This window comes from Bartonella sp. AP1QHHD, assembly GCF_042196265.1.
Taxonomy (GTDB): domain Bacteria; phylum Pseudomonadota; class Alphaproteobacteria; order Rhizobiales; family Rhizobiaceae; genus Bartonella.
In genome coordinates, this window is record NZ_JBHIPW010000089.1 from 85139 (window position 1) to 109109 (window position 23971).

The window sequence follows — 23971 nt, forward strand, 5'->3', positions numbered from 1 at the left end:
TCTTACATTTCAAGAACCGCGCTGGCTCTCATCTCTTGATGTTCCTTCTGACGTGGATAACTTTTCCTCCGTCTGGTGTAATAAAAGAGCCAGCGGTTTTTCTGACTGTTCTTCTGAATGATGTCGATAAGCTGCTGTATGTGAGAGCAACATAGAAGCTACCGGTGCTGTTAAAAATAAAAAAAACATTAGCAACACTTCATGAAAAACAAAATAATGGTCCACAAATATTGAATAAAGAAATGAAGAAATAAGAATACTACCAACGCCCCAACTCGTACATACTGAAAGCATATGCAAACGCTTATAAAAATTGGAAAAACGCACCAAACCTATCGTTGCGATCAATGTCAATCCAGACCCTAATATTAAGAAAACTGTGATAGCAATAGCAACCACAAGCGATATATCATCTTTCATTCAATAATCTCCCCCCGCATAAGAAATTTCGCCAAAGCGATGCTTGAGACAGATCCCAACAATCCAATAATGAGAGCTGCGACAAAATAAGCGGTTGTTCCTGAACGAATATCGAATGTAAGAAACAAAAGAATAGTGCTTATATAAAGGGCATCCAAACCAACAATTCTATCCTGCGCCCGTGGACCACGAATCAACCGAAACAGCGCGAAAATCACCGCTAAACTTAAAAAAAACTGTGAAAAGAAAAGCCCCCAATAAAGAATCACCATACTCATAAAAAAATCTCCAAAAGCAATTGCTCATACCGTTGTTTGATCAACTGTTTGTAATCATATCCATTTTTAAAATTTAAGACATGAAGCAAAAGTTCACCCTTTTTACTATTATAGGCAACCCAAGCAGTTCCAGGGGTTGCCGAAAGGATGCATGCTAAAATAGCCAAAGCAGTGCGATTATGAAGCAGAAGAGGTACTACAATAAAACCAGATTTCTGCTCTCGAGACCTTTTTGTTAAAACAAACCAAGTCACCGAAACATTTGAGAATATAGAATCTATAAATACTCGAAAAACGAGACGAAAAACCGCACTCCAGCTTTTAATAACAGCCTTCTCCGGCTCCAGAAGCCGTATCATCCAACCACAAAAAAAAGCGGTTAAAATCCCTAAAAGCAATTGCCCTAAACTAAAACCATTTAAAATAAGCCACATAAGGACAATGACACCACTGAAAAAAGGGGAAGGACAAAAACGATTCATTTACTCACCTCCCTATTTTCGAGAGAAAAATCCGTTAAAACGCTCCCAATATAGTTTTGAGGTTCATACAAAGTCTTAGCAGTTTCAGACATATAATGACCAACAGGACTGGCTACAATTGTTATAAGAAAACACAAAGCAAGGAGAACGGCAATAGGCGCAAATTCTATCACTTGCACACGGGGAATACGCCCTTCAAGAGAAACCCAAAAAGTTCGGATACCCGTTCGTGTCAATGCAATCAAAGCCGCAAAACCAGAGAGAGTGACAAAAACTACAAAAAGCCAATCTTGGTAAACCGGTAGAGAGACAGAAAAATCCTCTCTACTGTGATTTAAAATTGCCATGAACATCATAAATTTAGCAACAAAACCAGAAAAAGGCGGCAATCCAATAATCAAAATGGCACAAATACCAAAACAAGCTCCAAGAATTGCCAAGGTTACCGGAAAATAGATGCCAACTTCATCTTCTTCCTCCTCTTCATCGTCACCATACACCTCCATTGTGACAGCAAGAACATTTGCAGCCACATCTTGACAGCGTTCAACCAACTCTACCAAAAGAAAAAAAGCTCCCAGTGCTAAAGTTGAAGAAACAATATAAAAAAGTGCACCTGCTGTCAGTGCTGCATTGCCGATCCCGATCGCGGCCAACAATGTACCAGAAGAGACAAGGACACTATAAGCTGCCAAACGCACCAAAACTTGGCTTGCCAATACCCCAATAAAACCAACAATCATAGTGGCAAGCCCACCATAAAACAAAACCGTATGACCAAAATGGTTAAAATATTCACTTTCAGAACCAAACCATAGCAACGTTAAACGTAAAATAATATAAATACCCACCTTGCTCAAAAGTGCAAAAGAAGCTCCAACTGGCGCTACTGCTGCACTGTAAGTTGGAACCAACCAAAAATTAAGCGGCCACATACCCGCTTTAAGCAAAAAAGCAATACCTAAAAGTGCAACACCTATTTCGAACAAAACAATATCTGTAGAAGATATATATTTTATTTTAACAGCCAAATCGGCCATATTAAGAGTACCAACGACTCCATAAATGAGCGCTATACCAACTAAAAAAAATAATGAAGCAACAAGATTAACCACGACATAATGCAACCCTGCGCGCACGCGTGTCTGACCAGAACCATGCAAAGCAAGCCCATAGGAAGCTGTTAACATAACTTCAAAAAACACAAATAAATTAAATAAATCACCAGTCAAAAAAGCACCATTTATCCCCACCATAAAAAATTGCATTAGTGACTGAAAATGAGAACCAGCTTTGTACCAATGAGCCCGCGCAAAAACCAACACGCTAGTCACCAACAAGCTGGAAAGTAAAAGCATCATAGCGCTTAAGCGATCAAGGACTAAAACAATTCCAAAAGAAGACGGCCAATTACCAAGTCGATAAACATCGCAAGCCGGTGCTATTTCAAGAGTACGTATAATCAATAAAATGGCAGTAACGACCAAAAGTCCCGCAGAAGAAAGACTGATGAATGATTTAAGTCTTGCACGACGTTCATCATAAAAAAGAAGAAGTGCTCCAGTGATTAACGGCAAAAGAATAGGCAAAATAAGGAGATGATGCACTCCTATTTTCATTATTGCACCTCACGTCCATCAACGTGATCAGAACCCGTTAAACCACGTGAAACCAACAAGATAACTAAAAATAAAGCTGTTGTTGCAAAACCAATCACAATTGCAGTTAAAACCAAGGCTTGTGGGAGAGGATCGACATAATTAGCTGGATTAATAACAGGGGTAGGATCAACAATTGGAGCAGCATTACTACGCGGTCTACTCATTGAAAATATAAAAAGATTAACACCATAGGAGATCAAGGACAAACCAAGAATGACTTGAAAAGTACGTGGACGCAAAACAAGCCAAATACCTGATCCGACAAAAACACCGATACCCAAAGAAAGAACAATTTCCATTAATTTTCCTTCTCTTTTAAAATAGGTTTCTTACCGATTCGGTAACTCCGAATTGACTGGTGTGCAAGTGCAATTAAAATGAGAACAGTTGCTCCTAACACAAGAGAAAGCACACCAAAATCAAACAAAAAAGTGGATGCCATGGAAACTTTCCCAATTAACGGAAGATGAATATATCGAAAAAAGGATGTTAAAAAAGGATATCCAAAAAACCAAGAGCCCATCCCCGTTACGACTGACAACAATAAGCCAAAGCCTATCCAACGCAAAGGTAAAACTCTCAAATGCGTTTCCACCCACCGAATATCGCGTGCAAGATATTGTAAAATAAATCCTATAGCCAAAGTAATCCCACCGACAAATCCACCTCCTGGCAGATCATGCCCTCGCATGAATAAATAAATAGCAAAAGCGATAATAATCGGAAAGAGCCAACCCATAATAACAGCAGGAACAGCTAAATAATTCAATACTGTATCTCCCACATTTCGATTAGGCTGTGCTATATCAAAGGCTTTCTGGATACGTTGTTGAAAAGGCGCATCAATACTCTCAGGCGCAGGACGAAAACGTCGTAAGAGTGCAAAAACAGTAAGGGAAACAACACCCAAAACCACAATTTCTCCCATGGTATCAAAACCACGGAAATCAACCAATAACACATTCACAACATTGCGACCACCAGCATCTGAGTAAGCATGCGTTAGAAAAAAATCAGAAATCGTTGTACCTTGGGGACGTGTCATCACTGCAAAAGAAAGCCATGCTACACCAGCACCTCCTACAAGGGATATGACGAAATCACGGAAACGACGCAAGCGAACCCAAAAACGAACAGCAGCTGGCCCAGGGTCATGCAAACGTTTAGGCAACCACCGTAAACCAAGCAATAATAAAACGACTGTAACAACCTCAACAACCAATTGTGTTATTGCTAAATCAGGAGCAGAAAGCCATAAAAAGGTTGCACAAGTCATCAAACCAGCTCCCCCTAAAAGCATAAGTGAAGCAAGACGATGAAACTTTGCTCGCCAAGCAACTAAAAGCGCACATAATCCGCCAACCAGCCAAAGAGCGAGAAAAGGAATATCAAGTGGAAAAAGCGGTAATGTCCCCACTGGAATGAAACCATCGCACCAAAGTAAAAGACCAACAAAGGCAAAACAGACCCAAAAAATCCAATGCAATTGGATCTGCAAACGGCGTGTTGACAAAGCAGATTCCACCGCACGGGCCCATTTCCAAGAAATAATTACGAGAATGCGTTCAAAAATACGCGGTCCTTTTAAGTGACGGAAAAAAGGAGCCCCATCATCACAGGATAAAAAATAACGATGCCCGACAGCATAGAGCAATCCGCCCCCTAATAATGCAACAAAACTCATCACTAATGGAGTGTTAAACCCATGCCAAACAGCCAAACTATAAGGAATTGTCATTGGTCCTAAAACAGACACGACCGCATTATCTAAAATAGGTCCTATTGTTAAATTAGGAAAAATACCAACCGCTAAACAAATAAACACCAAAAGCTCCATTGGTAAACGCATGAAATGCGGTGGTTCATGGGGAGTCTTGGGTAAATTGTCAGGCTTTGGTCCTAAAAAAACGCCATGAATAAAGCGTATAGAATAGGTCACACTAAACAGACTAGCTAGCGTTGCCACATAAGGTGCAATCCAATCGAGCCATGATTCCATATGCGTTTCAACAGCTTCAGCAAAAAACATCTCTTTCGATAAAAAACCATTCAACAAAGGAACCCCAGCCATCGCTGCACTCGCAACTAAAGCAAGAGTCGCTGTAATAGGCATAGAACGATAAAGCCCTGACAGTTTGCGCATATCACGTGTTCCCGTCTCGTGATCAATAATGCCAGCAGCCATAAATAAAGAAGCTTTAAAAGTAGCATGATTGGCCATATGAAAGATCGCCGCAACACATGCAAGTGGACTACCTAGACTTAAAAGTGTTGTAATTAATCCAAGATGACTAATAGTCGAGTACGCAAGCAGTCCTTTCAAGTCTTGCTGAAACATGGAAAAATAGGCACCTAGAAGAAGAGTTGAGAGTCCTGAAAAGCCCACCAGCCAAAACCAAGATTCTGTTCCAGAGAGCACAGGCCATAAACGAACAAGCAAAAACAATCCTGCTTTTACCATTGTTGCCGAATGCAAATAAGCCGATACAGGGGTTGGAGCAGCCATCGCGTTGGGTAGCCAAAAATGAAAGGGAAATTGCGCGCTTTTTGTTAACCCTCCCAATAAAATGCAAATAAGGATAGGACTATAAAGAGAACTTGACCGGATCATATCTCCAGACTGCAGAACCTTATCCAAATCAAAACTGCCAACAGTATACCCAATCAATAAAACTCCAATAAAAAGGGCAAAGCCGCCAAAACCTGTGATCGTTAGAGCCATACGCGCACCCTCACGCGCACTTGCATTATGGTACCAATAGCCGATCAACAAAAAAGAAAAAATACTGGTGAGTTCCCAGAAAACAACCAAAAAGACGAGATTACCTGATAAAACTATTCCTATCATTGATCCCATAAAGGCCAAAAAAAAGGAAAAAAAACGCGGTACAGAATCCGCTGGATCTATGTAATAACGTGAATAAATGACAACAAGCAGCCCAATCCCTGTAATAAGCAAGCAAAAAAGCCACGACAAACCATCTATGCGGAGAATCAAATCGCTTCCCCATTCTGGAAGCCAAGAAATATCTAAACGCACTATGTGGTTTCCGCAAACTTCCGGATAAAGCATTATTGTAAAAATAAGACAGAAAAGTGCGACAACCCCAGCAAACCACGCTTCATTATTTTTTGCTGTCGAACGAAAAAAGCCAATGACAGCACTTCCACCAAAGGGAAGCAAAACGAGCAATACCAACATTGCTTCCCGTGTTGTCATTCTTTAAACTCCATTTTGCCTTAATATTTTGTCATCGACAAAACAAAAACTTATATTCTCACCCCCCATTCCACACTTAATGATAATAAGATTTAATAAAACTTAAAAGCATTTAAAATTTTTAAAAAAACAATGCTGGCATGAAAATACTGCGCACAACAAAAGTCTTCTCTTTATTGTAAGAACAATAACGCCCACGACAAGAAGCAATTAAAATTTTATTTAATTTCTATCCTTTAAAAAAGCGTGATAAACACTGCCTACGCCCCCCATGAAAAGGCTGAAAACTATTATCATTTTTATTATAAGAGCGATAACGCGCACGGCAAGATTCAATATGTTGTTTAAGCATCCATGGCTCTTTTTTTTCTAATTTTTCCGAAGAAGACGTTAAAAACACTTTTTTAGCATTTGATACAACTTTTAATGATGCGCCTTTTGTGCTTAAGTGCGGTGATGTAACAAATGCCACTTCAGGATACCACCAATTATCACTGTATTTACGATAACCACGCCGATAATGACGATAACCTTTGAAACCATTAAGTTCTCTACGCCCCGTAAAAATCAGAGGCACCGAACTATCTAGGACAGAAGTCTGAGTAACCAGTTTGGCTTTAGCGTCACTTCTATTTTGCCCCCAATTAACAAGAGTGGTTGTTATAATGAAAAAACTGCTAACAAATACAAAAGCTAAAGCATAATATAATTTTTTTTTCATACTCATAACAAAAAACTCAACATAATAAACAACAGTAATTACAGAAAGCCTTTCTCTTTCTAGACAGAAACAGATTCTTTTCTTAAGATTCTTTTTTCTTGAGACATTCTGTTACTCTTTGTACTAAACGTTGATCTTGGCAATAAGATCCTTCAAAAAAGAATGAATAAATGATGATAAAAACCCCCTACTATCTTATAGACAAATCGAAACTCATCAAAAACATGCAAACAATTTCTCGTTTACGGGAAATGTCCGGAGCTAAAATTTTACTTGCTTTAAAATGTTTTGCCACATGGAGTGTTTTTGATTTAATGTCTGAGTTCATGGATGGAACCACATCATCATCCCTTTATGAACTACGTTTAGGAAGAGAAAAATTTGGCAAAGAAACCCATGCTTATTCAGTGGCTTGGGCAGATGATGAAATTGATGAAGCCTGTGGTTATGCAGATAAAATCATCTTTAATTCCATCCAACAGCTTCAACGCTTTTCTGATGCAACAAAAACCATTCAAAGAGGTTTAAGGTTAAACCCAGGAATCAGCGCATCAAATTTTGATCTTGCCAACCCCTCTCGCCCTTTTAGCCGCTTAGGAGAAACAAACCAAAGCGCTATCAAAGAAGTTCTGCCTCTTATCAACGGATTGATGATCCATAACAATTGTGAAAATGCTGACTTTAATCTTTTTAACCAAATGCTTGGATATATGGAAGAAAAATTTGCAGAACTTTTTTCTGCTGTTGACTGGATAAGCCTTGGCGGCGGAATCCATTTTACGGCTGAAAATTATCCTCTAGAAGCTTTCGCAAAACGCTTAAAACAATTTTCTAAAACTCATGGTGTCACTCTTTTTCTAGAACCAGGAGAAGCTGCTATTACCAAAAGCACCACATTAGAAGTCAGTGTTCTTGACACATTGTATAATGAAAAGAATCTAGCCATCGTTGATAGCTCAATTGAAGCACATATGCTTGATCTTCTCATTTATCGTGAAAATGCCAAATTAGAACCCAATCTAGGACCACACGAAATTATGATTTGTGGAAAATCTTGTCTTGCCGGCGATATTTTTGGAACATTTCAATTTCAAAAACCTCTTAAAATAGGCGATAGACTGTCTTTTCAGGATGCAGCAGGTTATACAATGGTCAAGAAAAACTGGTTTAATGGCGTTACAATGCCTGCTATTGTTCTCAAAGAGTGCGATGGTACATTAACACTTCAACGCCAATTCAGCTATAACGACTATCAGGAAAGCCTTTCATAAAGATAAACCATAAAAAACGTCATACAACAGTATTAAAAAGGGAGATGGACCTACAATGAAAAAAAATGTTCTCATTATTGGTGCTGGAGGTGTTGCACAAGTTGTTGCACACAAATGTGCTCAAAACAACGATATTCTTGGTGAAATTCATATTGCTTCACGAACACTCAAAAAATGTGAAGCCATCATTGCTTCTATTAAAGAAAAAAACACAATGAAAGAGCAAGGTGTTCTCAAAAGCCATTCGCTCAATGCCATGAATGTAGAAGAAACTATAAAGCTCATCCAAAAGACCAAATGTGAAATTGTCATTAATGTTGGTTCTGCCTTTCTTAATATGTCTGTTCTTTCAGCTTGTATTGAAACAAAATGCGCTTATATCGATACAGCGATTCATGAAGACCCATTGAAAATTTGTGAAACACCTCCTTGGTATGGCAATTATGAATGGCCTCGGCGTCCAGAATGTGAAAAAGCTGGTATAACCGCTATTTTAGGAGCAGGTTTTGACCCAGGTGTAGTGAATGCTTATGCAGCATTAGCGCGCGATGATTATTTTGATAAAATCACAGATATTGATATTATTGATATTAATGCCGGAAATCATGGACGTTGGTTTGCTACAAATTTTGATCCAGAAATTAACTTCCGTGAATTTACAGGACAAGTATGGTCATGGCAAAATAAAAAATGGACTTCCAATAAAATGTTTGAAGTCAGCCATGAATGGGATCTTCCCGTTGTGGGAAAACAAAAAGCCTATATGACAGGACATGATGAAATTCATTCACTTTCCAAAAATCTTGATGTAGAGAATGTCCGTTTCTGGATGGGATTTGGTGATCGTTATATCACTGTTTTTACGGTTCTGAAAAACCTCGGACTCTTATCCGAACAACCGATTAAAACAGCAGAAGGTCAAGAAGTCGTGCCCTTGAAAGTCGTGAAAGCCGTCTTACCCGACCCTTCCTCTCTCGCCCCAGACTACACAGGAAAAACCTGTATTGGAGATCTTATTAAAGGCGAAAAAGATGGACACCTGCGAGAAATTTTTATCTATAATATAGCCGATCACAAACAAGCTTTTCATGAAACTGGGGCACAAGGCATTTCCTATACGGCTGGCGTACCAGCAGCCGCAACAGCTCTTCTTATTGCCACAGGTGAATGGGATGTAAAAACTATGGTCAATGTGGAAGAATTACCACCCCACCCTTTCCTTAAATATCTTGATCATATGGGGCTTCCCACTTTTATAAGAGAACAACAAGAGGATAAAAAATTACAATTTTAATACCTATAGAAAGCATATGCTTGATTTTTTAAGTTATCACAAAACTGCCCAATGAAAACAAACTTAATATTCTCGTGTAATTATGGTTTTCAAAAAAATTTTAGCTATTCGTTATATTTTGGCAACATTGCGATTTCTTAACAACCCTAAAGAAGAGACATAGCATCTTTTTAAGACATAGCGAGCAATGATCAAGAAAAACAGAGAAGAAAAAACTAATTTAATCACACTGTATAACTTGTCATTATCATCAAAAAGATAGTGTCATAAACAAAAGATATAAAAATACCGCTCTTTTAAAGAAGAGCGGTATTTTGTAGAATATTCAATCCCTCCCCCCTCTTCATCTTAAATGACAAAGATCCTTAACCCACACCAATCATTAAACAATTCAATTTCTTTGGGTGAATTCCTCTTGGCTTCTCTCTTCATATGATTCACCATCGTATACAACATGTTGATTTATAACGCTGAATACTGTAAAATTCTCTTAATCACAAACTCTCTCACATTGAAGCAATTAAAATCTTTTGTCTGCACATCACAAACAAAACGAGCGTGTGAGGTAAAATGATAAAAGAACAGAATAAAAATTCTCTTATGAAAACTCTCAAATAATAAAGAGCTTTAGCAATATTGAGAACTGAAAAAGTGTATTATAATACCAGCGTGTACTTTTACTAAACATAAAGATGATGGTGCACAATAGGTCTTATAACAGTTTGAATGAATTTCATATATTTCAAGAGGAACTTTACAGCTATACCATTCATGAACACCATCGCGAAGTAGATTTAAGCATTTTGAGAGATGTTTTCTTAACACAAAGCACACAGATAGGTTCAGAATCTTATCTTAAATATTTTATAACAGTATAAAAACTACCCCATATATAAAACTTTACATAGACTAAACACCACCGCTCTAAACGATAGTGCACAACAGAATAATCAATCAAAACTGCACAACAGATATCTAAAACAGTAATTATCGAAAAGCATACAACAAATGGAACATTTCAATACAATTGGTTATATTCTTTTTTTAAGTTTTAAAATGTTGTTGCATGCTTCACAAATATTTTCTGCCCCCCGTACCTTTTAAAATTTACTTTTTAAAAGCTTTTTAAATATGAAGTGGTTTAGCAAATGTTGCCAAAGCTGCCTCACGCACGGCTTCTGATAAGGTAGGATGTGCATGGCAACAACGTCCCAGATCTTCTGATGAACCACCAAATTCCATTAAAACTGCAATTTCATGGATCATTTCACCAGCACCAAATCCAAGAATATGCCCCCCTAATACCCGATCTGTTTTTTTATCAGAAAGGATTTTAACGAACCCATCACTCTTTTGCATTGCACGTGCACGACCATTGGCCATAAAAGGAAATTTGCCAACATTATATTCAATACCAGCAGTTTTTAGCTCTTCTTCTGTCCTTCCTACACTCGCAATTTCCGGCTGTGTATAAACAACACTAGGAATAACATCAAAATTAACATGCCCTTTTTGACCTGCCAAAATTTCTGCCACAGCAACGCCTTCTTCCTCTGCTTTATGTGCTAGCATTGGCCCTTTTACAACATCACCAATCGCATAAATTCCTGGAACATTCGTCTGCCAATGAGCATCAATTGAAATAAATCCGCGTTCATCTAACTGAACACCAACCTCTTGTAAGCCAAGCCCCTCTGTATAAGGAGAACGTCCAGTAGCAATAAGCACAACATCAGCCTCTAAAGTTTCAGATTCACCACCTTTGACAGATTCAAAGCTCACCTGAGCAGTTGAGCCAGATTGTGTAACAGCTGTTACCTTTGCACCCGTTTTATATTCAATCCCCTGTTTTTCCATTAATTTCTGAAATTGCCGTGAAACTTCACCATCCATTGAGCCCAAAACTTTATTAAGATACTCAATAATGGTCACCTTAGCACCTAAACGGCTCCAAACTGATCCAAGTTCTGAACCAATGACACCAGCACCTACTACAATCATATGCGTTGGTACTTTTTCAAGTGAAAGAGCTCCCGTAGAAGAAACAATAGTCTTTTCATCAATTTCAACATTTACTCCTGGAATGCCTGAACTCTCTGAACCGGTAGCAATAATAATATTTTTTGTTTCAATTGTTTGTTTATTACCATCTCTGGCAACAACTTCCACATGACCCGCACTCAAAATTTTGGCTGTCCCAAAAAAAGTATCAACTTTATTTTTTTTCATCAAAAAAGAAACACCACTCGTATTGGCTGTCACCACAGCTTTCTTATGAACCATCATTTGTTCAAGATTAAGCTTAGATTTACCAATAGAAATACCAAGCGTTTCAAAACCATGCTGGGTTTCAGAAAACACTTCTGAAGCATGCAGCAACGCTTTAGAAGGAATACAACCAACGTTGAGACATGTTCCTCCTAATGTTGTACGCTTTTCAATAATTGCTACTTTAAGTCCCAGTTGCGCCGCTTTTATTGCTGCTACATAACCACCTGGACCCGCTCCGATCACAGCCACATCATAAGACATCCGTTTCTCCTTTCATCCTGAAAACTGTATTTTACAAATCAAGAACAAGGCGTTCCGGATCTTCTAAGCTTTCCTTAACACGCACAAGGAAAGTCACAGCTTCTTGCCCATCCACAATACGGTGATCATAAGAAAGCGCTAAATACATCATGGGGCGGATCACAACTTGACCCTCAACAACCATTGCTCGCTCTTTAATCGCATGCATTCCCAAAATACCAGATTGTGGTGCATTCAAAATCGGTGTTGACATCAACGATCCATACACACCACCATTGGTAATGGTAAAAGTTCCGCCCTGCATATCAGAAACGGCTAATTTTCCATCACGCGCAAGACGCCCCAAACGACCAATCTCTTTTTCAATCTCAGCCAATGACATTTGATCTGCATCTCGCACCACTGGAACAACAAGCCCTTTATCCGTTCCAACAGCAATTCCAACATTGACATAGTTTTTGTAAACAATATCTGTCCCATCAATCTCTGCATTAACAGCAGGAAGTTCTTTTAATGCATGACAAACAGCCTTGGTAAAAAAACCCATAAAACCAAGCTTAACACCATGTTTCTTTTCAAAAAGATCCTTATAACGCTTGCGCAAATCCATCACCGCTGACATATCAACCTCATTAAATGTGGTTAACATTGCTGCTACATTTTGTGCATCTTTAAGACGGCGAGCAATTGTTTGACGCAATTTCGTCATACGAACCCGCTCTTCACGTGTTTCTTGGACAGGAGTTGCCGAAGAACTCGTCGCAGAAGAAGAGGGTGTAGGAGCATTTGTACTTTGTTTTAATCCACCAAGAACATCTTCTTTAAGAATTTGTCCACGTTTTCCAGAACCTGAAATATCGCTTTTTGCAACATTATTTTCAGCCATCAATTTTGCTGCTGAAGGAGAAGGAGGCATTGCACTGCTCAAAGCAGGCTTCTCCGATTCAGATGAAGCCGCTGGAACAAGTGTAGCAGAAGGTGAAAGTGATTGGGAGATACCAGCTTCTCCAGCCTTCACCACTCCTAAAAGAGCATTTACTTCAACCGTATCGCCTTCTTTTGCAATGATTTCAGATAATTTCCCAGCAACAGGAGAAGGAACTTCAACGGTTACCTTATCAGTTTCTAATTCAACCAAAGGCTCATCCATAGCGACAGCTTCGCCAAGTTTTTTAAACCATTTGCCAACCGTTGCTTCGGTAACCGATTCGCCCAAAGTAGGAACACGAATTTCAGTAGTCATAATATTTTTCCATACATCAGAGTAGTAATAAATTAAGAACCTAACGCGTCTTTAAGAAACGCAGCCAGTTGTTCAAGGTGTTTCACCATTAACCCAGAGGCCGGTGACGCACTCGCAGGACGTCCTGCATAACGAGCACGTGAATATTGCGCATTAATATGCGTCAAAACCCATTCCAAATAAGGCTCAATAAATGACCAAGCCCCCATGTTTTTTGGTTCCTCTTGGCACCAAAAAACTTCCGCCTGCAAAAAGCGCGATAATACATTCACCAAAACTTTTGCAGGGAAAGGATAAAGCTGTTCAACACGAAGGAGGTAAACATCATCAATACCCCTTTTTTCACGTTCTTCATAAAGGTCGTAATAAACCTTACCAGTACAAAGAACGACACGGCGAATCTTATTATCTTTTTGCAACTTAATGACAGAATCTTTGAGACATTCTGCATCATCAAGCAACACACGACAAAAACTTGTTTCTGGCCCCATTTCATTGAGAAAAGAAACAGCTCGCTTATGACGTAAAAGTGATTTCGGTGTCATCAAAATCAATGGCTTCCGGAAATCACGCTTAATTTGTCGACGCAAAATATGAAAATAATTTGCAGGGGTTGTACAATTAGCAACCTGCATATTATCTTCCGCACAAAGTTGAAGAAACCGTTCTAAACGTGCAGAAGAATGCTCCGGCCCTTGCCCTTCAAAACCATGAGGCAATAAACACACAAGACCAGACATACGAAGCCACTTACGCTCTGCGGATGAAATAAATTGATCAAAAATGACCTGTGCACCATTAGAAAAATCACCAAATTGTGCTTCCCAAAGTGTTAATCCTCGTGGTTCAGCAAGAGAATATCCATATTCAAAACCAAGAACAGCTTCTTCAGAAAGCATAGAATTAACAACATCATAAAGCGCTTGTCCCTTTTGTAAATGATTCAAAGGAATATAACGCGCCTCATTTTCTTGGTCATAAAGAACTGAATGACGTTGTGAAAAAGTTCCCCGTTCAACATCTTCACCGGAAAGACGAACCGGTGCCCCTTCCAAACAAAGTGAACCAAAAGCTAAAGCTTCAGCAGTTGCCCAGTCAACACCCTCACCGGTTTCAAAAATTTTAGCACGATTATTTAAAAAACGTTGAATGGTTTTGTGAACGTGAAAATCTGCCGGAATTTCAACAATTTTCTGACCAATTTCCATTAAAGTTTTTAATTCAACACCAGTTGTTCTAGAATGCTGCTCATCAGAACTACTAAAAGCTTTGAGTCCCGTCCAGCTTCCATCAAGCCAATCAGCCTTATTAGGTTTATAAGAAGCACTTGCTTCAAGTTCACCTTCAAGCTTATCGCGCCATAATTTTTTTTGTTGCTCAATCTCTTCTGAAGTAACCATTCCTTCTGCTACCAATTGGTCACTATAAAGTTGAAGTGTTGTTTTATGATTACGTATTGCTTTATACATAAGCGGCTGCGTAAAGGAAGGTTCATCACCTTCATTATGCCCATAACGGCGATAACAAAACATATCAATAACCACTGGTTTATGGAAAATTTGGCGAAACTCTGTTGCTATTTTGGCAACAAAAACAACTGCCTCAGGATCATCACCATTCACATGGAAAATTGGTGCGTCAATCATTTTTGCGACATCTGATGGATAAGGCGAAGAACGTGAAAAACGTGGAGATGTTGTAAAACCAATCTGGTTATTGATAATAACATGAAGTGAGCCTGCAACACGATAACCTTTAAGACCTGAAAGACCAAAAGTTTCTTGGATAACGCCTTGTCCTGCAAAAGCAGCATCACCATGAATAAGCAATGGCATCACTTTTGAACGCTCACTTAATGGGAGTAAATCAGTATGCGCAGGTCCCATAAGTTGATCTTGTTTAGCACGTGCTTTTCCCATAACAACCGGATCAACAATCTCAAGATGAGATGGATTGGCCAACAGCGATAAATGAACTTTTTTACCATCAAAGTCCAGATCAGCGGTAGTTCCCAAATGATATTTGACATCACCGGATCCCTCCACATCATCAGGCTTGTAAGACCCTCCTTTGAATTCATGAAAAATAGCCCTATGCGGTTTGGCAAGAACTTGTGAAAGAACATTTAAACGACCACGATGTGCCATTCCTAAAATAACTTCCTGCACCCCCAAAGCACTACCACATTTGATAATCTGCTCAAGAGCGGGAATCAGCGCCTCACCACCATCGAGTCCAAAACGCTTTGTACCTTTATATTTAGTGTCTAAAAACTGTTCGAATCCTTCTGCCTGAATAAGCTTATTCAGAATAGCTTTCTTGTCTTGTTGTGTGAAAGAATTTTTTTTATCTCGCCCTTCAATGCGTTCTTGAAGCCATACTTTCTGAACCGGATCAGAAACATGCATATATTCCACACCGATTGTTGAACAATAGGTACGATTGAGAATCTCAAGCATTTGCGGAATAGTTGCATATTCCAACCCTAAAACATTATCAATAAAAATGGGACGCTCGTAATCAGCTGGAGTAAAACCATAAGCTTCTGGAGAAAGTTCCTTATAATCTTCTTGTTTTTCGGCCAATTGAAGAGGGTCAAGTTGCGCATGAAGATGTCCCCGTTCTCGAAACGCACGAATCATCATAATTGCATGAACGGAATCACGTGTTGCACGAATAATATCTTGTTCACTGGAAGTTTTTCCCTTTTGTGCAGCACCTGTTATTGCTTTTTCCTTTAATTTATCGCCAAAATATTTTTCAAGAGAAGACCAATCACCATCAAGAGCAGAAATCAATTCACCCTCTGCTTTTAATGGCCAATGATCACGCTGCCATGTTGCTCCTTCAGCATTTTTAAGAACATCTTCTTTATTATCATGAAGTCCTTCAAAAAAAGCACGCCACTGTGAATCAACACTGGTAGGATCTTTTTCATATTGAGCATAAAGTTGATCTATATAATCCGCATTCCCACCATAAAGAAATGATGTCTGTGCAAAAAGGCTATTTATTTCGTCCTGCCTTGCCATATACTTCTCCGGAACATTTATTCCGTCTCCTTATATCTCTTTTTGACCTTTAAATGCTTACAAACAAGCAGTGATTCGAACATTCAAAAAAGTTTTACCTTTTTATACTCAAGCTTTTTCACCTGAATCTAAGAACCTTTTCTTATTCAGGTGAAACTTTCTTTTAGCCTTTCAAAACTGACATCAAAGTCTTACCTATCTGTGATGGCGAAGAAGACACACGAATCCCTGCTGATTCCATTGCCGCAATTTTATCTTCTGCTCCACCTTTACCACCAGAAATAACAGCACCAGCATGTCCCATTGTACGTCCTGGAGGAGCCGTACGGCCAGCAATAAAGCCAACAACTGGCTTTTTACGACCTTTTCTTGCTTCATCTTGCAAAAACTGTGCGGCTTCTTCTTCAGCAGAACCACCAATCTCACCAATCATAACAATAGACTGAGTTTCATCATCCGCTAAAAACATTTCCAACACATCAATAAATTCAGTACCCTTAACAGGATCACCACCAATCCCTATAGCAGTTGTTTGTCCGAGACCTTCCTGACTCGTCTGAAAAACGGCTTCATAAGTTAAAGTTCCCGACCTCGAGACAACCCCAACAGAACCTTTTCTAAAAATAGAACCAGGCATAATACCAATTTTACATTCATTTGGTGTAAGAATACCGGGACAATTAGGACCAATAAGACGAGACTTTGAGTTTTCTAATAGCGCCTTCACTTTAACCATATCCATAACGGGAATACCTTCCGTAATACAGATAATTAAACGAATTTCAGCTTCAATAGCCTCTATAATAGCTGCCGCAGCCCCTGCAGGAGGAACATAAATAACGGAAGCATCCGCACCTGTTTTTTCTTTTGCTTCTGCAACATTAGCAAAGATAGGAAGAGTTTCGCCTTTTGAACCTTCCCATGTTTCTCCACCCTTTTTAGGATTAACGCCACCAACCATTTGCGTACCATGATAAGCAAGCGCCTGTTCTGTATGAAATGTTCCTGTTTTTCCTGTAAGCCCTTGAACTAGAACTTTTGTCTCTTTATTCACAAGAATTGACATAGCTTAAGCTCCCTTCACGGCTGCAACAATTTTTTGGGCAGCATCATCTAAATCATCAGCAGGAATAACATTCAAACCACTCTCATTGATAATTGCTTTACCTTGCTCAACATTAGTACCTTCAAGACGAACAACCAAGGGAACCTTTAAACCAACCTCACGAACAGCAGCAACCACACCTTCAGCAATGACATCACAACGCATAATACCACCAAAAATGTTAACTAAAATGCCCTTAACATTTGGATCGGCCGTAATAATTTTAAAAGCAGCTGTCACCTTTTCTTTTGATGCTCCACCACCAACATCTAAAAAATTCGCTGGCTCTGCTCCATAAAGCTTAATGATATCCATTGTTGCCATAGCAAGCCCAGCACCATTAACCATGCAACCAATCGTACCCTCAAGAGCAACATAAGCAAGATCATGCTTTGATGCTTCTATTTCCTTTGGATCTTCTTCTGAAAGATCGCGCAATTCTAAAATATCTGGATGACGAAACAGAGCATTATTATCAAAAGAAACTTTCGCATCAAGGACACGCAAGTGACCATCTTTCATCACAATAAGCGGATTGATTTCTAAAAGGCTCATATCTTTTTCACAAAATGCCTTATAGAGAATCGGAAAAAGCTTTTCACCATCTTCTCGCGCACTACTTTGTAGTTTCAACGCATCACAAAGTCTTGCACAATCAGCTGAAGTAACACCCTCTACAGCATCAATGGGAAGCGTGAATATTTTTTCTGGTGTCTCTTCAGCAACCGTTTCAATATCCATTCCACCTTCTGTTGAAACAACAAAAGCAATTCGACCAACGCTACGATCAACCAAAAGTGAAAGATAAAGCTCCCGTTCAATATCGGCACCATCTTCAATATAAAGGCGGTTGACCTGCTTACCCTCTGGACCAGTTTGTTTGGTTACCAAAGTTTTTCCAAGCATTTCTTGAACATTTGCAACAACTTCTTCAACAGATTGTGCAAGCCGAACACCACCCTTTGCATCAGGACCAAGTTCTTTAAACTTACCCTTACCACGACCACCAGCGTGTATCTGACTTTTAACCACATAGAGAGGTCCGGGCAATTTTTCCGCCCATTTTTCAGCTTGCTCTACAGAATAAACAGCGACACCATTTGCAATTGGTGCTCCATATTCATGAAGCAGACGTTTGGCCTGATACTCATGGATATTCATGCATTTGTCCTTTTCTTTTATGGATCTTATTAATCCTAAAGTTTTAACACTCTAAATACTTATTTTAATGAATTAAATCTTGTTCAATTTACTTGAGACTAGGTACAAGAGCAATACAAGCTTCACAAAGCTTTTTAACCGCATTTACTGAATGATCAAAAGCGCCTCTTTCTTCTTTGTCAAGATCAATTTCAATGACTCGTTCAACACCACCTGCACCAAGTACAACAGGTACCCCAACATAGGTATCATTAACCCCATATTCTCCTGAAAGATAAGCTGCAACAGGCACAACACGCTTAGTATCCTTTAGGTAGGCCTCAGCCATAGAAACAGCAGAAGCTGCTGGTGCATAATAAGCAGAACCTGTTTTTAACAAACCAACAATCTCTGCACCGCCATCACGGGTACGCTGGATAATTTGATCAATTCTTTCCTGTGTTGTCCAGCCCATCTTTATAAGATCAGGCAAAGAAATACCACTAACTGTTGAATAACGCACGAGAGGAACCATTGTATCACCGTGCCCCCCTAAAACAAACGCTGTCACATCTCTAATAGAGACCTTAAATTCCTCAGATAAAAAATGACGAAAACGCGCTGAATCAAGAACACCAGCCATACCAACTACTTTATGTGTAGGGAGACCTGAAAATTTCTGCAATGCCCACACCATCGCATCAAGGGGATTGGTAATACAAATAACAAACGCTGAAGAAGCGTATTTTTTAATTCCAGCTCCAACTTGTTCCATAACCTTTAAATTAATGCCCAAAAGTTCATCACGGCTCATACCAGGTTTTCGCGCAACGCCTGCTGTTACAATAACAACATCAGCATCTTCAATTGCTTCATAAGCATTAGCACCTTTTAGACTGATATCAAAACCATCAACGGGAGAAGATTCGGCGATATCTAGAGCCTTACCTTGTGGCACACCTTCCGCAATATCAAATAAGACCACATCAGCAAGCTCTTTAAGCCCAATAATATGTGCTAAAGTACCACCAATCATACCTGAACCAATGAGAGCTATTTTTTTCCGTGCCATTTTATTTTTTCCTAACTTTTAGATAATTCAGCGCACACCCAATCAACGTCCGTATACTGAATATTTTTGACTTCAACCATATTCAAACAATATCATAAAAAGGAGTAAAGAAATGAAATTTACAAATTTATCTCCTTACAGAAACAACAACCCTCCGCTGAAACAACTATTAGAAAATTATCACGATGTATCGATAAAGTGAATTTAAAAAAAATACAACAGAATTATTATATTTCTTTAATTTCAAAAAGTTATTGTTTTGACAGTTTACGTAAAGGTAAAAGTATAATCAATGCTTCTTCTTCAAAAGAAAATGTTCTTCCCAAAGTTTTAAATAATCGTAGCTTTGCATTTCGAAAAGACGTGATTGTGTTCTTTGAAATTCAAATGTTTCCGTAATCTGCGCATGCCCTTTATACAAATCCCCTATCCCTGCGGCTGCCGACATAAACAACCGTATATGCCGCTCATAAAGAATATCAATAAGCAAAATAAACCGTTTTGTTTCATTGCGACATGTATCATCCATGACCGGTACATTATCAATAAAAATCGTATGATAATGCTCTCCTAATAACAAATATTCAGCTGCGGCCAAAGGCTTTGCACATAAATCCCCATAATCAAAACGAGCACATCCTGCACCAAAGCGCGGAATAGGAATAAAGCGCCCTTTTATAGAAAGCTCATCAGACATCTCCTTATGTCCTTGCAATACAAGTGCCCATGCTTGATCCATATATTCATTTGCTTGGACCCCCAACGGCGATACATACATCTGTTGTAGATTTGATTTTTCAAGGCGATAATCTGTTTTTGCATCAAGATTAACAACACGAACATATGCTTTCAAAACTTGAATAAAAGGCAAAAAGAGCTCACGATTCAAACCGTTACAATAAAGGTTATCCGGCGCCACATTTGAAGTCGCAATAAAGAAAATTCCTTTATCAAACAGAGCAGAAATAAGCCGCCCCAATACCATAGCATCAGCAATATCCGTTACACTAAACTCATCAAAACAAAGTACTTTTGCTTCTCGTGCAAGATCTTTAGCAACAGCTAAAATAGGATTATCTTGTTTAAATTTTGTACACCCAGATGCTTGACGATAAGAATTAATACGCTCATGCACATCAGCCATAAAATCATTAAAATGGGCACGCTTTTTATGAACTTTAGGCAAACAAGAAAAGAACAAATCCATCAGCATGGTTTTGCCCCGTCCTACTTCACCATAAATATACAGTCCCTGAAAAAAACCTGTTTCATCTCCTTGTTTTACAACGCAAGAAATATTTTGTTTTTTCCTTTTAAATATTCTGTTAAAGAAAGAGCAAAATATCCAAGGCAAAGAATGAGAGATATTTTGTTCCGCAATTTTTTTTAATAAATGATCAAAATATTCTGTTATAGCTAATTGAGCGGGATCAAAACAAACCTCTCCTTTAGCGACAAGCTCCTTATAACGTGTTGAAACGAGAATCATCCAAAAAACCTTTTTCAAACTGATCTCAATGAAAAATACAAATACTTTTCAAGAATCTGTCCGTCTAGTTTAGTTTATCATAAACGATCAAAAATGATTTAACGACTTAAAATAACGGGATGATCATCAAGTGTACGTCCCTCAAAACGATCAACATTTGAAGAATAAAGAACGAGGATAACACGTCCAGAGTTATTATAAAAATATAATCTTTTTCCTTTAACAGCCCACGATCTCACTTGGGAAGCAATTCCTGGACAGTGTAAAGGACCAGCACGGTACCCTTGTCCAAACTTTGTTTGTGGAGTTGCAATCCGGCAAACTTTTCCTCCCATAGAAAGATTCCATACCCCAGCAACACTTGCAGGAAATAAATCAGTGGCATTACTTGGCAATTCGAGACTAGCCATTCGTCCATCGCTCTGAGAATCTCCTTTTTCATACATCGGAGCGTTTGCATCTTCAGATATCGACGAAGAAGTAGACGACAGATCAGACGCTTCTAATATTGTCATTTGTTGAGATGGATAAAAAACTTCTAATGCGTTACCATCGTCATTACCATCAAACCGTGTTGTTGAACATCCCCCTAAAAACATTACAGTTGATAGTGCAACGAAAAACGAAACTTTTGAAAACGCCATGTCTGTACTCTCTCCCACGACAATAAATAAGTTCACAAAAAAATTAAGCGAATATTTGTTATAGTTACAAAGATAAATTAACAAATTAAAAAAAACAGATTAAAATCACTTATTTTAAAAGAAATAATTTATGTACCCAATTTTATATTTATTAAACACTAGGAATTTATAATATTTTCAGTCATATATCTTTTTATAAGTAATCATTAGAAATAGAGAAGTTTCATGAAAACGCCATTTAGCAAAATGGACGGTCTTGGAAATCAAATTATTGTTGTTGATATGCGTGAAAGCACATACGCTCTTACACCACAAGCAATCCTTGCTTTGTCGGCAGATCCTGAAATGCATTTTGATCAAATCATGGCTATCCACACACCAACCCAGAAAAAAACCGACTTCCGCATAGAAATATGGAATGCTGACGGATCAATGGCTAAAGCTTGTGGCAATGGTACCCGCTGTGTCATCGCATGGCTTAAAGATCACAATTTTGGTGAAAAATTTCATTTAGAAACTCCCGCTGGAATTATTGAAGGAAAATACCAAACCGATAATCTCATTTCTGTTGATATGGGATGCCCAAATTTCAATGCAAAAGAGATGCCTGTTTCACGTGAAATAGTTGATACCAATCACGTAGAAATTATGGCTGGTCCCCTAAAAGACGCTTGTCTCATATCCATTGGCAATCTCCATGCTATCTTTTTTGTTGAAAATGATATTCAACATATTCCATTAGAAAAATATGGGCCAAAACTTGAACATGACCCCCTGTTTCCCGAACGGTGCAATATTTCCATTGCTTGCATAACGTCAAAGAAAAGTCTAAATTTACGTACATGGGAGCGAGGGGCAGGATTAACACAAGCATGTGGGAGTGCTGCTTGTGCAAGTGCAGTGGCTGCTTATCGTCGTGGACTTACAGAGCGCCATGTTGATGTAAATTTACCTAAGGGAACACTTAATATTTTTTACCGAGAAGACGATCATATTATCATGACAGGACCAATTAAATATCACTTTAGTGGTTTTTTAAGCCCTTTAACAGGGTGCTACAAAAAGGATCACTCCTGATGGCAATAGAAATTGTAACTTTTGGTTGTCGACTTAATAGCTACGAATCGGAAATCATTCGCAAAGAAAGTACTTCTTCAGGGCTAGATCAACTTAAAGATGGTGCTATTATCTTTAATACCTGTGCTGTCACTGCCGAAGCCGTACGACAAGCAAAACAAGCTATCCGCAAAGCAAGACGTGAAAATCCTCATACGCGTATCATTGTAACAGGGTGTGCAGCCCAAACAGAAGCACAAAATTTTGCCTCAATGACAGAAGTAGATCTTGTTTTAGGAAACGAAGATAAACTTCACGCTCATTCTTATCGTCAACTTCCTGATTTTGGTATTAATCATTCTGAAAAGGTGCATATCAATGACATTATGGAAGTACAAAAAATTGCTCCACATATGGTCAGTGCAATGCAAGAGCGCACCCGCGCTTTTGTACAGGTACAAAACGGATGCGATCACCGCTGTACATTTTGCATTATTCCTTATGGACGAGGACCATCTCGTTCAGTTCCCATGGGTGTTGTCATAGAACAAATTAAAAAGCTGATAGGTGGGGGTATCCAAGAAGTGGTCCTTACAGGTGTTGACCTTACAAGTTATGGCCACGATCTTCCTGGAAAAGCTACTCTAGGAAAATTAACTTCAGCTATTTTGCATCATGTCCCTGACTTAGCCCGATTACGCCTCTCATCTATTGACTCTATTGAAGCAGACGAAGAACTCATAAATCTTTTAGCTTATGAAACAAGAATCATGCCCCATTTGCATTTATCTTTGCAAGCAGGTGATAATATGATTTTAAAACGGATGAAACGGCGTCATCTGCGCGAACATGCCATTCAATTTTGCCAAGAATTGCGTGCCAAACGTTCTACAATGGTTTATGGTGCCGACTTAATTGCTGGTTTTCCTACAGAAACAGAAGAGATGTTTCAAAATAGTCTTGCCTTAATCAAAGACTGTAATTTAACCCATCTCCATGTCTTCCCCTTTAGTCCAAGAGAAGGAACACCTGCCGCACGTATGCCACAAATCAACCGTAAAATAGTTAAGCTGCGTGCTGAAAAATTGCGTAAAGCAGGTGATATGGCTTACCAAAAGCATCTTGCTCATTTACAAAACAGTCTGCAAACAATTCTCGTTGAAAAAGATGAAATCGGACGAACAGAAGATTATACTCTTGTACAAGTTAAAGGTGCAAAAGCAGGAACAATTGTTCAAGCCCTTATCGTTGATCATGATGGCGATAAATTGATTGCTGTCCCTCCAAAATTAAACGCTGCTTGAGCAGGAG

At 38.8% G+C, this 23971-nt stretch carries 19 protein-coding genes; 4 read left to right on the forward strand and 15 right to left on the reverse strand.

The window, feature by feature from the left end; all coding sequences use genetic code 11:
* Positions 1-9: 9 nt before the first annotated feature.
* From mnhG to ACFIME_RS07860, 7 genes are all read right to left on the reverse strand, one after another.
* A complete protein-coding gene (mnhG, locus tag ACFIME_RS07830; RefSeq protein WP_375662026.1) occupies positions 10-420 on the reverse strand; it encodes a monovalent cation/H(+) antiporter subunit G in 411 nt (136 codons plus the stop codon).
* Positions 417-698, reverse strand: coding sequence for a K+/H+ antiporter subunit F (locus ACFIME_RS07835; RefSeq protein ID WP_375633620.1), 282 nt, complete (start codon positions 696-698; stop codon positions 417-419). Before ACFIME_RS07835 ends, mnhG begins: the two co-directional genes overlap by 4 nt.
* Entirely contained in the window at positions 695-1180 is a 486-nt protein-coding gene (locus tag ACFIME_RS07840) for a Na+/H+ antiporter subunit E (protein WP_375684761.1), read from the reverse strand. Before ACFIME_RS07840 ends, ACFIME_RS07835 begins: the two co-directional genes overlap by 4 nt.
* Positions 1177-2799 (reverse strand): monovalent cation/H+ antiporter subunit D, encoded by a 1623-nt coding sequence (locus tag ACFIME_RS07845; protein ID WP_375684762.1) that lies wholly within the window; start codon positions 2797-2799, stop codon positions 1177-1179. Before ACFIME_RS07845 ends, ACFIME_RS07840 begins: the two co-directional genes overlap by 4 nt.
* Positions 2799-3140, reverse strand: a complete 342-nt coding sequence (locus tag ACFIME_RS07850) for a Na+/H+ antiporter subunit C (RefSeq protein ID WP_375617427.1) — start codon at positions 3138-3140, stop codon at positions 2799-2801. Before ACFIME_RS07850 ends, ACFIME_RS07845 begins: the two co-directional genes overlap by 1 nt.
* Entirely contained in the window at positions 3140-6061 is a 2922-nt protein-coding gene (locus ACFIME_RS07855; protein ID WP_375684763.1) for a monovalent cation/H+ antiporter subunit A, read from the reverse strand. Before ACFIME_RS07855 ends, ACFIME_RS07850 begins: the two co-directional genes overlap by 1 nt.
* Before the next feature lie 229 nt (positions 6062-6290).
* Positions 6291-6788: a BA14K family protein gene (locus tag ACFIME_RS07860; RefSeq protein ID WP_375662022.1), complete on the reverse strand. Its 498-nt coding sequence runs from the start codon at positions 6786-6788 to the stop codon at positions 6291-6293.
* Between the two features lie 167 nt (positions 6789-6955).
* On the opposite strand from ACFIME_RS07860, the gene ACFIME_RS07865 reads away from it, so the two are divergent.
* Positions 6956-8053 (forward strand): carboxynorspermidine decarboxylase, encoded by a 1098-nt coding sequence (locus ACFIME_RS07865; protein ID WP_375633736.1) that lies wholly within the window; start codon positions 6956-6958, stop codon positions 8051-8053.
* Positions 8054-8108: 55 nt separating this feature from the next.
* On the forward strand, positions 8109-9347 hold the full coding sequence (locus ACFIME_RS07870; RefSeq protein ID WP_375662021.1) for a saccharopine dehydrogenase NADP-binding domain-containing protein: 1239 nt from the start codon (positions 8109-8111) through the stop codon (positions 9345-9347).
* 1125 nt (positions 9348-10472) lie between these two features.
* On the opposite strand, the gene lpdA is transcribed toward ACFIME_RS07870, so the two are convergent.
* The 8 genes from lpdA to ACFIME_RS07910 form a co-directional block, all read right to left on the reverse strand.
* Positions 10473-11879 carry a dihydrolipoyl dehydrogenase gene (lpdA, locus tag ACFIME_RS07875; RefSeq protein WP_375662020.1) on the reverse strand — a complete coding sequence of 469 codons (1407 nt, stop codon included), beginning with the start codon at positions 11877-11879 and terminating at the stop codon, positions 10473-10475.
* A gap of 31 nt (positions 11880-11910) precedes the next feature.
* A complete protein-coding gene (gene odhB, locus ACFIME_RS07880) occupies positions 11911-13122 on the reverse strand; it encodes a 2-oxoglutarate dehydrogenase complex dihydrolipoyllysine-residue succinyltransferase (RefSeq protein ID WP_375606076.1) in 1212 nt (403 codons plus the stop codon).
* Between the two features lie 32 nt (positions 13123-13154).
* Positions 13155-16154 (reverse strand): 2-oxoglutarate dehydrogenase E1 component, encoded by a 3000-nt coding sequence (locus tag ACFIME_RS07885; RefSeq protein ID WP_375662019.1) that lies wholly within the window; start codon positions 16152-16154, stop codon positions 13155-13157.
* Positions 16155-16317: 163 nt separating this feature from the next.
* Positions 16318-17220 carry a succinate--CoA ligase subunit alpha gene (gene sucD / locus ACFIME_RS07890; RefSeq protein ID WP_375684764.1) on the reverse strand — a complete coding sequence of 301 codons (903 nt, stop codon included), beginning with the start codon at positions 17218-17220 and terminating at the stop codon, positions 16318-16320.
* Between the two features lie 3 nt (positions 17221-17223).
* On the reverse strand, positions 17224-18420 hold the full coding sequence (sucC, locus tag ACFIME_RS07895) for an ADP-forming succinate--CoA ligase subunit beta (RefSeq protein ID WP_375612755.1): 1197 nt from the start codon (positions 18418-18420) through the stop codon (positions 17224-17226).
* Between the two features lie 88 nt (positions 18421-18508).
* Positions 18509-19471, reverse strand: coding sequence for a malate dehydrogenase (mdh, locus tag ACFIME_RS07900; protein ID WP_375684765.1), 963 nt, complete (start codon positions 19469-19471; stop codon positions 18509-18511).
* A 289-nt stretch (positions 19472-19760) separates the two neighbouring features.
* Positions 19761-20960 carry a cell division protein ZapE gene (gene zapE / locus ACFIME_RS07905; RefSeq protein WP_375662016.1) on the reverse strand — a complete coding sequence of 400 codons (1200 nt, stop codon included), beginning with the start codon at positions 20958-20960 and terminating at the stop codon, positions 19761-19763.
* A 98-nt stretch (positions 20961-21058) separates the two neighbouring features.
* On the reverse strand, positions 21059-21604 hold the full coding sequence (locus ACFIME_RS07910; RefSeq protein ID WP_375620904.1) for an AprI/Inh family metalloprotease inhibitor: 546 nt from the start codon (positions 21602-21604) through the stop codon (positions 21059-21061).
* Between the two features lie 225 nt (positions 21605-21829).
* Between ACFIME_RS07910 and dapF the strand changes: the two genes are divergently transcribed.
* Both dapF and mtaB read left to right on the forward strand, forming a co-directional pair.
* Positions 21830-22681 carry a diaminopimelate epimerase gene (gene dapF / locus ACFIME_RS07915; protein WP_375671703.1) on the forward strand — a complete coding sequence of 284 codons (852 nt, stop codon included), beginning with the start codon at positions 21830-21832 and terminating at the stop codon, positions 22679-22681.
* Entirely contained in the window at positions 22681-23964 is a 1284-nt protein-coding gene (gene mtaB / locus ACFIME_RS07920; protein WP_375633947.1) for a tRNA (N(6)-L-threonylcarbamoyladenosine(37)-C(2))-methylthiotransferase MtaB, read from the forward strand. Before dapF ends, mtaB begins: the two co-directional genes overlap by 1 nt.
* The last annotated feature ends 7 nt before the right edge of the window (positions 23965-23971 follow it).